12 protein-coding genes are annotated in these 15,381 nt (G+C 39.9%); 3 read left to right on the forward strand and 9 right to left on the reverse strand.

Translation table 11 applies throughout. The annotated features are described in order from the left end of the window. Nucleotides 1-222 precede the first annotated feature (222 nt). Both ASE55_RS12150 and ASE55_RS12155 read left to right on the forward strand, forming a co-directional pair. Nucleotides 223-1,191, forward strand: coding sequence for a LacI family DNA-binding transcriptional regulator (locus tag ASE55_RS12150; RefSeq protein WP_056219873.1), 969 nt, complete (start codon nt 223-225; stop codon nt 1,189-1,191). A gap of 266 nt (nt 1,192-1,457) precedes the next feature. Then, nucleotides 1,458-2,486 carry a LacI family DNA-binding transcriptional regulator gene (locus ASE55_RS12155; protein ID WP_056219874.1) on the forward strand — a complete coding sequence of 343 codons (1,029 nt, stop codon included), beginning with the start codon at nt 1,458-1,460 and terminating at the stop codon, nt 2,484-2,486. A 224-nt stretch (nt 2,487-2,710) separates the two neighbouring features. On the opposite strand, the gene ASE55_RS12160 is transcribed toward ASE55_RS12155, so the two are convergent. Next, a complete protein-coding gene (locus ASE55_RS12160) occupies nt 2,711-3,304 on the reverse strand; it encodes a dual specificity protein phosphatase family protein (protein ID WP_056219877.1) in 594 nt (197 codons plus the stop codon). Between the two features lie 341 nt (nt 3,305-3,645). Here ASE55_RS12160 and ASE55_RS19915 point away from each other — a divergent pair, with 341 nt between their 5' ends. Next, nucleotides 3,646-4,659, forward strand: a complete 1,014-nt coding sequence (locus tag ASE55_RS19915; protein ID WP_082474521.1) for an acyltransferase family protein — start codon at nt 3,646-3,648, stop codon at nt 4,657-4,659. 430 nt (nt 4,660-5,089) lie between these two features. On the opposite strand, the gene ASE55_RS12170 is transcribed toward ASE55_RS19915, so the two are convergent. The 8 genes from ASE55_RS12170 to kduI all read right to left on the reverse strand — a co-directional run bounded on the left by ASE55_RS12170 (nt 5,090) and on the right by kduI (nt 15,224). Then, nucleotides 5,090-6,709, reverse strand: a complete 1,620-nt coding sequence (locus ASE55_RS12170; protein WP_056219905.1) for a UxaA family hydrolase — start codon at nt 6,707-6,709, stop codon at nt 5,090-5,092. Nucleotides 6,710-6,715: 6 nt separating this feature from the next. Next, entirely contained in the window at nt 6,716-8,179 is a 1,464-nt protein-coding gene (locus ASE55_RS12175) for a tagaturonate reductase (RefSeq protein WP_056219879.1), read from the reverse strand. Nucleotides 8,180-8,455: 276 nt separating this feature from the next. Beyond that, nucleotides 8,456-9,985 carry an MFS transporter gene (locus ASE55_RS12180; RefSeq protein ID WP_056219882.1) on the reverse strand — a complete coding sequence of 510 codons (1,530 nt, stop codon included), beginning with the start codon at nt 9,983-9,985 and terminating at the stop codon, nt 8,456-8,458. Between the two features lie 22 nt (nt 9,986-10,007). Continuing rightward, nucleotides 10,008-10,667 (reverse strand): ketohydroxyglutarate aldolase, encoded by a 660-nt coding sequence (locus ASE55_RS12185; RefSeq protein ID WP_056219885.1) that lies wholly within the window; start codon nt 10,665-10,667, stop codon nt 10,008-10,010. A 215-nt stretch (nt 10,668-10,882) separates the two neighbouring features. Further along, nucleotides 10,883-11,890, reverse strand: coding sequence for a sugar kinase (locus ASE55_RS12190; protein ID WP_056219887.1), 1,008 nt, complete (start codon nt 11,888-11,890; stop codon nt 10,883-10,885). Between the two features lie 285 nt (nt 11,891-12,175). Continuing rightward, nucleotides 12,176-13,573, reverse strand: coding sequence for a glucuronate isomerase (uxaC, locus tag ASE55_RS12195; protein ID WP_056219890.1), 1,398 nt, complete (start codon nt 13,571-13,573; stop codon nt 12,176-12,178). 18 nt (nt 13,574-13,591) lie between these two features. Then, nucleotides 13,592-14,374: a gluconate 5-dehydrogenase gene (locus ASE55_RS12200; protein ID WP_056219894.1), complete on the reverse strand. Its 783-nt coding sequence runs from the start codon at nt 14,372-14,374 to the stop codon at nt 13,592-13,594. A 13-nt stretch (nt 14,375-14,387) separates the two neighbouring features. After that, nucleotides 14,388-15,224 carry a 5-dehydro-4-deoxy-D-glucuronate isomerase gene (gene kduI / locus ASE55_RS12205; RefSeq protein WP_056219897.1) on the reverse strand — a complete coding sequence of 279 codons (837 nt, stop codon included), beginning with the start codon at nt 15,222-15,224 and terminating at the stop codon, nt 14,388-14,390. Nucleotides 15,225-15,381 lie beyond the last annotated feature (157 nt).

Here is a 15,381-nt window from a genome sequence, read left to right on the forward strand (position 1 = left end):
TATGTCTCAAAAGTATTTTTTTTAGGGTATCAAATGATGATTTTAAACGGAACGTTAACGGCAGCGGAATATCAACCGTTTGCGCAACCGTTTGCGGTTAATAACTTTCTGTAATATTAACTTTTATTTAACAGAAAAACTGATTTTATTTAACATATATTAACAAAATTTGAATCAATTATTATTCTTAATTTCTCCGGATATTTGATCCTGCAACGTAAAATGAAAAGAACGACCATAAAAGACCTCGCTGAAATGCTCAATATAAGTACTTCTACGGTTTCGAGAGCACTGAAAGATCATCCTGACATCAGCAGTTCGGTAAAAATCAAGGTGAGAGAAGCGGCTGAGACATTTAATTATGTTCCCAATGATTTTGCGATTAATTTCAGGAAAAAATCATCGAAAGTCATTGGACTGATTGTTCCCGAAATATCAATGTTCTTCCTGCCGTCGGTCATTAAAGGGATTTCTTCCGTTCTTAACAAAGAAGGCTACCGTTTTTTCATTTTATCGTCCGATGATTCTTATGAAACGGAAAAGGAACACCTGGAAACCTGTATTAATTCCAGGGTAGACGGAATCTTAATTTCCCTGACGAAGGAAACAAAGGATTGCGGACATTTGAAAAAGCTGAAGGATATGGAAGTCCCGGCCGTTATTTTCGATAAATCAGTCCCACAGAATATCTTTGAATCGGTAGTCTTCGACAATAAAAAAAATGCTGAGCTGTCTGCTGAAAAATTAATCAGTCACGGCTGCAGGAATATCCTGGCCATCTTCGGGAATGAAAGCCTGGAAATTACCCAGAACCGGAAAGAAGCTTTTTTAGAAAAGATGAAGGAGTTTCCGGACATTCACGTTCATACCATCTTCTGTAAATCCGCAGACATTGTCAAGGAGCAGCTGGATGTATTGCTGGACACGCATTTGTTTGACGGCTTTTTCGCCATGAGCGATGAAACGTTGATGGGGCTCCACAGTTCGCTAATCAAAAGAAACCTCAACAGCACCAACAAAAAAGTGGTTGCCATAAGTGAAGGCACGCTTCCGAAATACCTGGATGAAACCTACGAATACCAGATTAATAACGGCTATGAAATGGGTATTTTTGCGGCTGCGAAATTAATGGCCTCCATCATGACGGCAAACCCTGCTGCTGAAACTTCAAATACCGTTTATTATCTTTAATATTGATATCAGCTCAGCCGGGAGACAGAATCTGAATATTTAAAAATGCAACAACCCTTATTTTCAGGGTTTAAAAAATCCTTACAGGACCTGTAACATCACCTTAAATGAAAGAAAATTAAGCTTTAAATACATGGTATTCAGCATCATTCATAATCTTCCTTAAAATACACAATAATTCCTTTTTCGAGATATAATTTTGATTAAATTTACGTCACTAATGTACGCCGTTCCGGCATACAGGGAGACCTCTGCAAAAAACGTGTATGAATAAAAAAAGTGCCACCATATATGACATCTCGAAGAAGCTAAACGTAAGTGTGGCAACTGTTTCCCGAGCATTGAACGACCATCCGAGGATAAGCTATGCTACGAAAGACCTGGTGAAGAAAACTGCCAAGGAAATGAACTATAAGCAGAATAATCTTGCGAAGGCTCTGAAAAGCGGGGAAACAAAAAACGTGGGAATCATTGTGCCTTATATCAATACCAATTTCTTTTCCTCTGTGATCCGTGGAATTGAGGAAGAGCTTTCTCCGCACGGCTATCATGTGATCATCTGCCAGAGCCACGAAGATGTGAATATTGAGAAAAGACACTTAAACACGCTGCTTAATGCGCAGGTGGACGGGATTTTCATGTCGGTTTCCAAAACAACGGTTGATACGGAACATATCCAGAGTATTCTGGACACCTCAAACACGCCGATTATATTTTTCGACCGTAAAAGGGATATCGGAGGAATCAGCACGATAACCATTGATGATTACCGCGGCGGCTACCTTGCTACTGAACACCTGATTAGTGAGGGATATAAAAACATCTGTCATTTTTCCGGCGACCTGAATCTTGAAATCTACCAGAACCGTCTGAATGGTTATAAACAGGCCCTGATTAACCACCAGTTACCGGTAAAGGAAGAAAATATCATCTCAACGGGAAGTTCTATTGACGCCGGCATTGAAGCCATAAAAACACTCTGGAACAGAAAGTCTATTCCCGATGCTATTTTTTCTTCAAGTGATTTTGCCGCATTGGGTGCCTGCCAGGAATTAAAAAAACGCAACATTAAAATTCCGGAAGAAGTTGCCGTCATCGGTTTTTCCAACGAGCCGTTTACTCAATTTATGGAGCTTGCCATGAGTTCCGTAGACCAGACTCCTGTAACCATGGGGAAAATGGCCGGACAGGTTTTTATAGAAGGTGTAAAAGAAAATGGATCAGGAATTTCTACTGAGAAAAAGGTGGTTCTGGCGCCGCAGCTTTGCGTGAGGAAATCTTCGAAGAGGAGGTAGTTTTTACTTTTTTTTGTCTGAATCAGATATTCGAAGTAGCCAGTCAAAAGAGTATTGCTTATTTTCTTAACGCTTTCATTTCATAGTTCACTTTAAAGTAAATTACACAGAACCTTTGTCATTCTGACGGAGGAAGAAGCTTAGTGTAGAACTGATTTTTATCTCAAAAAAACATCACTTGTTTGTAATCCAAGACATTAAAATTTGAGGAATGTGATTGTTGCTTAATTCGCCAATCTTCTTTTCTTGTAATTCGTAAGGTAAATTCCTTTTTCGGAGCTTTTTGAAAAATTGCTTCCGAATTCCCAAAACAGTCGTGCCTTTGCTCTTGCATTTTCATTGGTGAAATTTTCGTATTCAATTCTGTAAATAGAACTGAACAGTCGTGACCGCCCTACGCCATGGTGACAATGAATAAGAACAGGATAATTTCCGGGATTATCCATGATCTTTAAAAATTTCTGAACCGTACTGTCTTCGGGGATCTGATCAGTAGGCAGATTAACATAATGCACACCGGCAATCTGATCGGCTGCATATTCCTCTGCATTTACCTGCTTTTTGGTCTCAGGATTTAAGGCAGTCTGTACCAGGCCGTCACGCAGATCAACAATTGTTTTTATCCTGTACTCACTAACGACATCCGCTAATTTTTCCGGAGAAACCACCCCTGAGTTATACACCTTATTTTCGGAAATCGTTACCAGGTTATACCGTATTTTTTTCTGATACAATACAAACGCCAGAACCAGGGCTGCTGCTACAACCAACGAAATTAATATCCTTTTTGTTATACTGTTTTTGAAACTCAGGTTCATAAGGTTTTGACGATTACATTTTAATTGCTGCGAATCTACAATCTTTTTTAGAATATTGATAAATCTTTGTATTGATTAATGAAAATATGCGTGTTGTTTGTGTTTGTTGTATTTGCATTTGTAATTGTAAAGTTTCTAAACCACCCCGTCTTTTTCCTTTCGGAAAACTCTATCCCTCCAGGGGAGGGGAATTTTTGACAGGGTGGCTGGTTTCGCTGAAACCGAAAACTGTTTTTGTTTTAATATAAATTAAACTTGCCATTACCTTTTATTTAATTATTTTTGCCAAATGATAGTTTGGGTTGACACATTGCGTACTGCCAAATGATAGCATAAATTTTATGATAATAAATCAAATCACTTTTACCCGATTTTTAGCGGCAATATCAATTGTGATATTTCATTTTGGACACAGTACTTTTTTTTATGAAAATAATTATATAAACTTTATCATTTCTCATGCTAATATTGGTGTAAGCTATTTTTTTATTTTATCTGGTTTTATTATGGTTATAGCCTATAATAATAAAAGTATTAAGGTATTTGATTATTATAAAAATAGATTTGCCCGAATATATCCTATGTACATTTTTGCACTATTATTATTTTTAGTAATTTCTAATAATAATAGTAAGACACTGATTCTTTATCATATTTTAGGAATACAATCATGGATTCCTGGATTTCCTTTAACATTAAATATGCCTGGATGGTCTATTTCTGTTGAAATATTTTTTTACAGCTTATTTCCTCTTATTTTTTACTTTCTTAAAAAGTATACTTTTAAAACGGTTTCAATAGCTATAATTACAATTTGGATTATAAGTCAGCTATTTACACACTTTTTTATTATGAATTTTTATGAAGGATATCCTTCAAAAAGTCATGATTTTATATTTTATTTTCCAATTATACATTTAAACGAATTTCTAATTGGAAATTTATCTGCATTGTTTTTTTTAACAAAAATGAAAATTAAAAACTATGACATTCTAATAATACTATTTGTATTACTAACAATTGCAATTTTTAAATTCACATCATTACAACTGCATAATGGTTTGCTGGCTATAACATTTGCTCCGCTAATAATTTTGATATCTGCAAACACGGGTTATATAACAAAAATATTTGATAATAAAATATTACGCTATTTAGGAGAAGTAAGCTATTCATTATATATACTCCAATATCCTGTTAATGTGATAATGAAAAAAACATTTATATATTATAATATACCAACTAATAATATGCAATTCTTTTCTGTTTTCGTATTGGTTTTATTAGCTTTTTCAATCATTTCATATGAATTAATTGAAAAAAATACTAGACGATTAATAAAAAATTTCCTCTAACAGATTATTGAATAAAGCCAATTTACTACTCACAAATTTTTAAAGGTTGAAGCTGTTCTAATGATAACTAACAGTTTAAAATCTGCTTATATTTTGTTTGGAAATTAATCTAATCTTTAAATAACGTATCTTGAATGTATTCGGGATGTATTGGTTGGGGTTTGGAACGTCAAGTTTGGGGGTGGTGACGTGGAGGGAATATGTTTTGTTTCTGCTGATGCGAGCGTCTCACTCGTATCTTATGAAATCCGATGTCGCAGATTTGCAATCCGTGACTTTATACGTAATGTAACGCTATCAAAATGTTATAGCTATTTATTGTAAGTAAGAAATAAACACGGATTGCAAATCCACGCTATCTACAAAAAGAAAACGCTCCTTACCGAAGCAAGAAGCATTTTCAATCCTAATATTTAATATAATTAACCCATTACAAAGAGACCCCTCGTCTCCATGGAATGAAATCATTCTGGTTAAGCTGGTCGGCCTTGGTTTTTACCTCGCCACTGGCGACCTGAATGATGAACTCCAGCAATTCATCTGCGGCTTCAGGAATTGTTTTTTCCCCGCTGATCACCGTACCGGCATTGAAATCAATGATATCCGACATTTTTTCGGCTAACACAGTATTTGAAGAAATTTTTACGACCGGTGAAATTGGATTTCCCATCGGCGTCCCGAGTCCTGTGGTGAAAAGTACTACTGTCGCACCGGAACCTACCAATGCAGTTGTACATTCGGCATCGTTTCCGGGCGTGCACAGAAGGTTAAGGCCTGGTTTGGTAGCATATTCCGTAAAATCAAGGACTTCCACAATGGGTGCGGATCCTCCTTTTTTTGAGGCACCTGCAGATTTCATGGCATCGGTAATTAAACCGTCCTTGATATTTCCGGGAGACGGATTCATATCGAAGCCTGACCCTGCCGCCACTACCGATTCTTCAAAATCTTTCATCAGTTTCAGGAACTTTACGCCGTCTTCATCGTTGATGCATCGGTTCACCAGCTCCTGCTCCACGCCACACAGTTCAGGGAATTCGGCAAGCATGGTGGTTCCGCCTACGGCTGCTATGATATCGGAAACCTCACCCAAAACAGGGTTGGCAGAAATTCCTGAGAAACCGTCTGAACCGCCACATTCCAAACCAATGTTCAGCCTGGTGATCGGCGCAGGCTTTCGTTCTGTTTCGTTGGCTTTTTTAATGCCTTCATATGAATCTTTAATCACACCGGTCAGCATTTCATCAATGGTACCGGATTTCTGCTGTTCGTATACGACAATCGGTTTTTTATTGTTTGGAGCCAGTGTATGAAGGGCATCCATAAAAACCTGCACCTGCAGATTCTGGCAGCCTAAGCTGAGCACCGTAGCACCGGCAACATTCGGATTGTTGACGTATCCTGCAAACAGCCTTCCCAACGCTTCGGCATCCTGACGGATTCCGCCACAGCCGCCCTGGTGTGTGATGAATCTTACATCAATATTTTTAAACACCCTTGTATCCGGTTCTTCCTCTTCCACCGCAACATCAGGTGTTGTCCCGCCGTTTAATAAAGATCTCAGCAACAATTGATGCTTGCTGGCTTTATCGTGCAGCAATTCTTTTTCAAAAATATCCTTCAGCGTTTCAATATTCTTGTTTTCACAGAATACCAGGGGAAAGAAAAGCCAGATGTTTTCGGTTCCCACCTGTCCGTCTTCACGGTGATAGCCCATAAAAGTACGGTCTTTCCAACGGTCTACATTGGGAGGAGTCCAGCCCAGCGTACCGGTTTTACCGACTACTTTTGCGCTTTGGTGCTTTACGTTTTCGGTGGTAATGACCTCGCCTCTTTTGATGGACTGGTTGGCTTTCCCAACGATGACGCCATACATCATGATGTGGTCGCCATCCTCAAAATCTACGGCAGCGAATTTATGTTTTGCTTTAATATCTTTAAGAACCGTATAATCTGTACCGTCTAAATGCACCGATTCTCCGGCAGGCAAATCCAGCAGCGCTACAATAACGTTGTCTTTGGGATTTACTTTCAGTACTTTCTTCTGCATCATTTCTTAAGAATAAAATTGGATAAAATTTTTGTAGGCCGTTTCCATGTCATTGTGGTCGATTTCATACAGTGCTTTTGCTACTGCAGCTTTCAGGCCTTCCACCTGGGTAAGGTCTGTATCCCAGAAACTTTTTTCGCTTAATGCCTGTTCTGAAACTGCATTATAATCTTCATTCGCCCAGATTTCTCTGAATCTGTTGACAATCGTTTCTTCGTCATTTAAAGGTAAAGATTTCTCACCGAAACTTCCCTGATAAAACCTGATTAAACTTGCCAGAGAAAATGTTAAATTCAATGGAAGCTTATGATTCCTTTCAGCATATTTTAACAGGCTTGGAAGCACCCTTACTTTAAATTTAGAAACAAAATATAATGCAATGCTTGCCTGATAATGCTTGATAAAAGGATTCCTGAAACGGTCGAAAACCTCTTCTGCAAAATCTTTCAGTTCGGTTTCATCCAAACCTAATGTCTGATTGACTTCATTAAAAATAGAATCCCTTAAAAATGTACCGATAAACGGGTCGTCAACAGATTCTTTTACCGTTTCTTTTCCTGCCAACACTGCAGGCGCCAGCATCAAAGTATGGCCGCCATTCAGGATTCTTACTTTTCTCAGACGGTACGGCTGAATATCATCCACCACCAGAATCTGCTCATTGATTTTGTCGAAAGGAATTCTTGCTTTTAAATTTCCGGCTTCCTGAATTACAAAAAGTAAGAACGTCTCAGAAACAACCATCATTTTATCTTCATAATCCAACCGGTCTTCATACGATTCCGCGTCATCTTTCGGATACCCGGGAACAATTCTGTCGACCAATGTATTATGAAAATAATTATTCTGATTAACCCATTCCGTAAAACCTTCCTCCAGGTTCCAGAGTTGTGCATATTTAATGATGATCTCCTTTAACGCAAAAGCATTGTTTTCAATCAGTTCACAGGGAATAATCCTTAATCCTTTATCTGCGGCTCCATTGAAATGCTTAAATCTTTCGTGCAGTAAAACCGTAACTTTCGCAGGGAAATTTTTATGCGGACCTTCGTAAGAAGTTTCCGTTTCATCGTAAGCAATTCCTGTTTCCGTAGTGTTTGAAAATACGAATTCCAAGGCTTCTTCTTTCGCCAGGGCTAGGAATTCACCGTAATTTGTATAAGGGTTGATTGACTTCTGAATTGCAGAAATAACCTGCTTTTCATCGATGGTTTCCCCTTTTCTGATCCCTCTGGTAAAAAGGGTATATAAGTTATCCTGTTCTTCCAGTTTATGAACCGAGCCGTTCGGAGTTGGCTGAACATTTACAATTCCGGCATTGAAACCTGCTTCTTTGTTGAGTTTATCAATTATATAATCTGTAAATCCGCGCATGAAGTTTCCTCCGCCGAACTGTACGATTTTGATGGGTAATTTTGTATTGAGTCCGCTATTCTCGCGGTTTAACTGTTGTTTTGTCTGATTTTCCATTTTTTCTGATTTGAATTAAATTGTGTTTTTAATTCTGTTAAATCTTAGAGCTTTTAAACGCAAAGGGCGCAAAGATTTCTTTAAATGCTTAATGTATATTTTTAAGTTCGCAAAGGCGTTCTACCTAACAAAGCACTCAAAGTTTTATTTGAACCATTAAGATTTATTAAGAAGTTAAGGTTAATTAAGAGAAATAAATTTCTTAAGCTTGCACTTCAATTTGCCTGCAAATTCTTAATCATTCTTAACTTCTTAATTTACCTTAATGGTTTAATTTTATTTACTGATTATTTTATATTTCGGTACCAGAGATTTCATCACCACCCATGCAATCAGGTAAGCAACTGCGCAGATTGAGAAAATAATCATGTATCCTTTATCAATTCCGTCTGAAACTACGGCTCCGGATTTTTCCAGCTGCTCAAAAAAACCTTCCGGCAAACGGTCATTAACGTATTGAGGGTATTTTTCCAGCAACGGAACCCCGTCAACGGTTGACCATGCTTTGTGCGCATGATCGAATAATAACCCTGAAGATTTGTTGATTAAAAATGATCCGATTCCGCCTGCCATTCCGCCGATTCCCGTAATCGTTGCGATAGCTTTTTTCGGGAACATATCGCCGACGGTCGAGAAAATATTGGCAGACCATGCCTGATGCGCTGCGCCTGCCACCCCGATAATCAGTACCGGGATCCAGTAAGTAACGGTTCCCAGCGGCTGGGCCAGTAGTGCCAATAAAGGGAAAAAGGCAAAGATCAGCATCGCTTTCATCCTTCCGGAATAGGCGTTCATCCCTTTCTTTTCCACAAAATATTTAGGAAGCCAGCCTCCGATAATGGAGAACAGCGTAATCATATACAATACGAATAACGGCAATGCACTTTGTGTGGAATCCATCCCATACACCGAACTCAGATAAGCCGGCGTCCAGAATAAAAAGAACCACCAAACGCCGTCGGTCATAAACTTTCCGAAGGCAAAAGCCCACGTCTGTCTGTAGCTGAAACATTCTCTGAACGTAAATACCTTTTCCGGAACGGAAGTATCTTCATTGGGAAGATCATCCTGATCCTGATTGATATACGTCAGTTCATGCTCGTTAACTCTTTTATGCAAATGAGGCTTTTTGTACACAAAGACCCAAAGGCCCATCCATACAAACCCCAGTGCCCCGATAATGATAAATGCCCACTCCCAGCCCATTGATTTGGCAATAAACGGAATGGTAATCGGTGCTGCCAGAGCTCCCACCGTTGCTCCGGCGTTCCAGATACTGGTAGAAAATGCACGGTCTTTTTTAGGAAAATATTCTGCCGTAGTTTTAATGGCTGCAGGGAAATTCCCTGCTTCACCGATCGCCAGTACGAAACGGGCAAAAATAAATAGGGTAACACTCGTGCTGATGATAGCAGATGTATTGGAAACAGTGGCAATTAATTCTTTCGAGCCATGAAAACCGGCCATCCAGTTTCCGGTAAGGACTCCTGACGTTGCCACTCCGCAGAATGCATGTAAAACAGCACCCACAGACCAGACACCGATGGCCCATAGGAACCCCTTTTTGGTATCCATCCAGTCCACAAACTTTCCTGCGAAAAGCATTCCCACGGCATAAAATATAGAAAACAATGCGGTGATGTTTCCGTAATCATTGTTATTCCAGTGAAATTCAGGTGCAATGAAGTCTTTCCACGTCAGTGACAGAACCTGGCGGTCCAGATAATTGATGGTGGTAGCGAGAAATAAAAGTAAACAGATAGTCCACCTGTATTGAGTCGGTTTAAGCGATTTAACTGAACTCATAGTTAATTTAAGAATTTAGTTATTATTTTAAAGCCTGAATGATGTCCAGTACTTTCTTTGTTTCATTTTCGATGGCAGCGTAATCTTTTGTAGCCATCAGGTCTTTGCTTACCAGCTTGCTTCCCATTCCTACGGCAGAAACACCGGCGCTGAACCAGCTTTCAATGCTTTCTTCTGTCGTATCCACCCCACCGGTCGGCATAAATTTCAGATTCGGGAAAACATCTTTTACGGCACTCATAAATCCGGTTCCCAAAACATTCCCGGGAAACAGTTTAATGAACGTTACACCTGCATTTTCAGCTTCAATGATTTCTGTCGGGGTCATACAACCCGGACTGTACAATAAATCTTTCGGAATTAAAAACGCTGCCACTTCCGCCGCAAAACCTGGACTGATAAAGAAATCTGCACCTGCTCTGTAATATTCTTCAGCCTGCTTTACATTCTTAACGGTTCCGATTCCCAGCAGCATGTCCGGCATTTCCGCGTTACGGATTTCTACCATTTTTGTAAAATTCCCCAGCGCAGCTTCGCCGCGGCTTGTGTATTCCACTGCACGGATTCCGGCTTTATAAAGTGCTCTCAGTATATCTGAAGTTACCGTTTCATCAGCATTGTAATAAAGAGGCAAAACCCCCTGATTAATGATGGCATTGGTAACCAATTGAATTTTTGTCATTTTGTTTAATTATTTTGTCTGAAAATAATCTTTGATAGGATTAAATCCATCCTTTAGTATGCTGTACCTTCAGGACTTTTATCTTAATCTTTTGTTTTTAACGAAGATTTACTTTTAAGCCTGATGTATATTTTTAAGTTCAAGGCATTTAACTCAGCTAAATCCACAGTGTTTTAAATTTGAGTGATCAGCCGATGGCTAAAAGCCAAAAGCAGTTATCTTTTAATGCGTCCTCCGGAATTTCCGGCCATTACTTCGAGAATATCTTCTGCGCTGCAGTAATTGATGTCGCCTAAGATGGTATGTTTTATCGCACAGGCTGCATTGGCGAATTTCAATGCTTTTTCGTCATCGAAATGTAACAGTCCGTAAATCAAACCTGCTGCAAAAGCATCTCCTGTCCCGATTCTGTCGACCACAGGATTCACTTCCAGAAGTCCGGTTTCAAAATAATTCCCGTCTACCAAAGCTCTTCCCTGTGTCTGCTGGGAACTTGCCGTAACGCCGATTCTTATTTTGTCGAAAATCTTATGAATGGAAGGAACCTGCTGCTTTAATTCTTCACACGCTTCAAGGAAACCCTGCTGATCTGATGAAAATTGAGTCCCTAAAATTTCATTGATCTCATTTACCCCGCCGATAAATACCGTTGAGTAAGAAACCAGCTCTTTTAAAACCTCGTTTCCGCTTTTTCCATACTTCCAGAGGTTGGAACGGTAAGCCGGATCGGCAGTAACTTCAATCCCCATTTCACGGGCAGTTAATAAACCTTCTTTCAAAGTTTCATAAGCACCTTCCGAAATCCCGGGGCTGATGCCTGTCCAGTGAAAATATTCACAGCCTTCCAGCGCTTTTTTCCAGTCTACCTGTTCAGGTTTGATGTTCGCAAAAGAACCGTTCAGCCTGTTGTATGCAATTCTGCTGGCCCGGACTGATGAACCGACTTCCAGGAAATATAAACCCAGAGGATGTTCATTTTTATTAATGAAAGTGGTATCAATTCCAAAGCTTTTGATGAAAGACAATGCAGATTCTCCCACAAAATCATCGGAAACGCTGCTGACGTGTTTTACGCTGCAGCCCATGGTTGCCAGTGAAGAAGCAACGTTCAGCTCCGTTCCGCCAAAAAAGAATTCCATTTCGTGGCTTTGCCTCATGGTCCGGTTTCCCGGTGGTGAAAGCCTCATGATGACTTCGCCGAAAGTAAGTATTTTGCTTCCCATGTTTTAATAAATGTTCTGTTTACGATCTGCTTTTATTGAAACGCAAAGTGCGCTATTTTTTTTAAATCACTGACTTTCTTTAAGTTAAAAAATAATTTCAGGTTTAAAAATTACAGATATTTGAAGTATTGTTTTTATTTAAACCATTAAGATGTACTAAGGCGTTGAGAATAGTTAAGTTTAGCTTCGCTTTAAGCAATCTGCTGTGAAATCTTCGATTTTTACCTTAACACATCTTATCTCTCAATTCGTCCTAATGGTTTAATTTTTTGTTTAATCCGAAATTTAAAAATCGAAATAATTTTTAGCATTGTGGTAACAGATATCGGAAATGGTTTTCCCGATCAGTTCCATATCATCAGGCAGTTCCCCGTTTTTCATTTCTTCCCCGAAAAGGTTGCACAGCACTCTTCTGAAGTATTCATGCCTTGGGTAAGAAAGAAAGCTTCTGGAATCCGTAAGCATGCCTACGAAACAGCTGATAAGACCCATGTTGGAAAGGGCATTCATCTGTCTGATCATACCGTCTTTCTGATCCAGGAACCACCATCCTGAACCGAACTGCACTTTCCCCTTGATGCTGCCGTCATTGAAATTCCCGATCATTGTGGCGAAAATTTCATTGTCGGCAGGGTTTAAATTATATAGAATTGTTTTGGTCAGTTTGTCTTTTCCGTCTAAAGCATTTAATAATTTAGACAGCGTTTCAGCCTGCACGAAGTCACCGATTGAGTCCCATCCGGTATCAGGACCTAAAATCCTGTGCATTCTTTCGTTGTTGTTCCTCAAGGCTCCCAGGTGGAACTGCTGCACCCAGCCAAATGTATGGTAGGTTTCGCCCAGGAATAATAAAATAGCCGTTTTGAACTGGTTTACCTGCTTTTCAGCGATAACTTTTCCGGATAATTTATCCGTAAAAATGGTATTGACCTCTGCTTCCGAAGCCTCTTCAAAAGAAATATTGTTCAGTCCGTGGTCGCAGAGCCTGCATCCGTTTTCGTGGAAATATTCAATTCTTTTCAATAGAGCATCACATAACGTCTGGTAAGAATTAATTTCAATTCCTGCCGATTCGCCTAATTTAGAAATATAATCTGCGAAGTTGTGGTTTTCAATTAAAATTGCCTTATCCGGACGGAAAGCCGTGCTTACTTTAATATCGAAATCACTTTTCGCCAAATCCTGGTGGTAATTTAAAATATCCGCCGGATCTTCTGTGGTGCATAAAGATTCCACATTCATCATTTTCAGCAATCCTCTGGTTGACTTTTCCGGAGTCTGAAGCTGTGCGGTGATGTTTTCATAGATTTCCGAAGCATTGCTTTCGTTCAGCAATTCGTCAATCCCGAAATATCTTTTCAGTTCCAGATGGGTCCAGTGATATAAAGGGTTCCTAAGGGTGTGGGGAACCGTTCCGGCCCAGGCCTGGAATTTTTCTTTGTCTGAAGCATCTCCGGTAATAAACTTTTCGTTCACGCCCATCGTACGCATGGCTCTCCATTTGTAATGGTCGCCGGCAATCCAGACCTTGGAGATATTTTCGAAAACAGTGTCTTCTGCAATATCTTTAGGGATCAGGTGATTATGGTAATCAATAATCGGCTGCTTTTCTGCATAGTTGAAGTAGAGTTCTTCAGCGTATTTATTCTGTAATAAAAATTGATCTGTTATAAAAGGTTTCATTCTTTTCTTGTTCTGTGGTTATTCATTAGCCGGTTTTCCGATGGTGGCCAGGATTCCTCCGTCAACGTAAATAATCTGTCCGTTAATGAACCTACTGGCATCGGAAGCTAAGAAAATGGCGGTTCCGGCAAGGTCTTCCGGGTTCCCCCATCTTCCTTCCGGTGTCCTGCTGATAATGAAATCATTGAACGGATGCCCGTCTACGCGGATGGGTTCCGTCTGGGAAGTGGCAAAATACCCGGGACCGATTCCGTTTACCTGGATGTTGTGTTTTGCCCATTCCGTCGCCAGGTTTTTGGTCAGCATTTTAAGCCCTCCTTTTGCAGAAGCATACGCCACTACATTATCCCGGCCCAGCTCGCTCATCATGGAGCAGATGTTGATGATTTTTCCGGATCTTCTTTTGATCATGTATTTGCCGACCAGCTTGGACATGATGAAGGGACCGGTAAGGTCTACATCAATTACTTTTCTGAAGTCTTCCACTTCCATATCAATGGCCGGAATACGCTTGATGATTCCTGCATTGTTGACAAGAATGTCTATTTTTCCGTGGGTAGCTTCCATAAGCGCTACTTTCTGGATGGCCTCCAACTCGTCTGTAACATCAAAAAGATAGCCTGTTGCACTGTATCCTTTGCTTCTGTAATACTCAAGTGCAGCCTCTAATTTTGAGGGGGTTGTACTTGTGATGGCCAGTTCTGCACCGGCTGCGGCAAGGCCTTCTGCCATGGCCATTCCCAAACCGTGGGTACCGCCTGTTACAACGGCTGTTTTGCCGGATAAATCAAATAAATTCATTGGGAAAGTTACTTTACTTTAGTTCATTGGTTTTAACACCGTCCATATCTCCATAGTCCATATTTTCTCCGGCCATTCCCCAGATAAAGGTATAGTTTGAGGTTCCGGCTCCTGAGTGGATTGACCATTCCGGAGACAGTACCGCCTGCCTGTTCGTCATAAAAATATGGCGTGTCTCATCCGGTTGGCCCATAAAGTGGCTTACCGTCTGCCCTTCTTCCAGGTCGAAATAGAAATAGGCTTCCATCCTTCTGGCGTGGGTGTGTGCCGGCATCGTGTTCCAGATGCTTCCCGGCTGAAGTTCCGTCATTCCCATCTGAAGCTGGCAGGTTTCCAGTACGCTGTTGACGATCAGTTTATTGATAACGCGTCGGTTGGCGTATTTTTCTTCACCCAGCTCTACAATTTCAGCTTCATTTTTGGTGACTTTCTTTGTAGGATAGGTATGGTGCGCAGGTGCAGAGTTGATGTAAAAATAAGGCTGTTCATTACCTGTTTTTTCAAAAACAACTTCTTTTGTCCCTTTACCGATGTACAAAGCTTCTTTATTACCAAGCTCATATACTTCGCCGTCTACGGTTACTTTTCCGGCACCGCCTACATTAATGATGCCCAGCTCTCTCCTGTCCAGGAAATGTTCTGCTTTCAGATCATCGGTAGGTTCCAGCTTCAACGCTTTTGAGGAAGGCATGATACCGCCAACAATAAGCCTGTCATACATGGAATAGACCAGTTTTACCGTATCTTCATTAAATAAATCATTGATCAGGAACTCCCTTCTGAGATCTTCTGTAGTATACTTTTTAACATCTTCAGGATGATGGGCGTAACGAAATTCCGAATTTGTCATACTTCTTTTTACTTTTCCTATTTGCGGTTTTATCAAAACCTGTTAAACATTGCGTAATCGATTGCATAAAATTACACTAAATTGAGCAGAAATACTTGTGGGATAAATATATAATTAATATTTAACCTGTTAACAAAAATTTAATTTTAATTTATAA

The organism is Chryseobacterium sp. Leaf201, assembly GCF_001421435.1.
Lineage (GTDB): Bacteria > Bacteroidota > Bacteroidia > Flavobacteriales > Weeksellaceae > Chryseobacterium.

Excerpts from the sequence above, each read along its gene's own strand:
- ASE55_RS12160 (WP_056219877.1), bottom strand. The coding sequence starts at position 3,304 with ATGAACCTGAGTTTCAAAAACAGTATAACAAAAAGGATATTAATTTCG.
- ASE55_RS12200 (WP_056219894.1), bottom strand. The coding sequence starts at position 14,374 with ATGAATTTATTTGATTTATCCGGCAAAACAGCCGTTGTAACAGGCGGT.
- ASE55_RS12185 (WP_056219885.1), bottom strand. The coding sequence starts at position 10,667 with ATGACAAAAATTCAATTGGTTACCAATGCCATCATTAATCAGGGGGTT.
- ASE55_RS19915 (WP_082474521.1), top strand. The coding sequence starts at position 3,646 with ATGATAATAAATCAAATCACTTTTACCCGATTTTTAGCGGCAATATCA.
- kduI (WP_056219897.1), bottom strand. The coding sequence starts at position 15,224 with ATGACAAATTCGGAATTTCGTTACGCCCATCATCCTGAAGATGTTAAA.
- ASE55_RS12180 (WP_056219882.1), bottom strand. The coding sequence starts at position 9,985 with ATGAGTTCAGTTAAATCGCTTAAACCGACTCAATACAGGTGGACTATC.
- ASE55_RS12175 (WP_056219879.1), bottom strand. The coding sequence starts at position 8,179 with ATGGAAAATCAGACAAAACAACAGTTAAACCGCGAGAATAGCGGACTC.
- uxaC (WP_056219890.1), bottom strand. The coding sequence starts at position 13,573 with ATGAAACCTTTTATAACAGATCAATTTTTATTACAGAATAAATACGCT.
- ASE55_RS12170 (WP_056219905.1), bottom strand. The coding sequence starts at position 6,709 with ATGCAGAAGAAAGTACTGAAAGTAAATCCCAAAGACAACGTTATTGTA.
- ASE55_RS12150 (WP_056219873.1), top strand. The coding sequence starts at position 223 with ATGAAAAGAACGACCATAAAAGACCTCGCTGAAATGCTCAATATAAGT.
- ASE55_RS12155 (WP_056219874.1), top strand. The coding sequence starts at position 1,458 with ATGAATAAAAAAAGTGCCACCATATATGACATCTCGAAGAAGCTAAAC.
- ASE55_RS12190 (WP_056219887.1), bottom strand. The coding sequence starts at position 11,890 with ATGGGAAGCAAAATACTTACTTTCGGCGAAGTCATCATGAGGCTTTCA.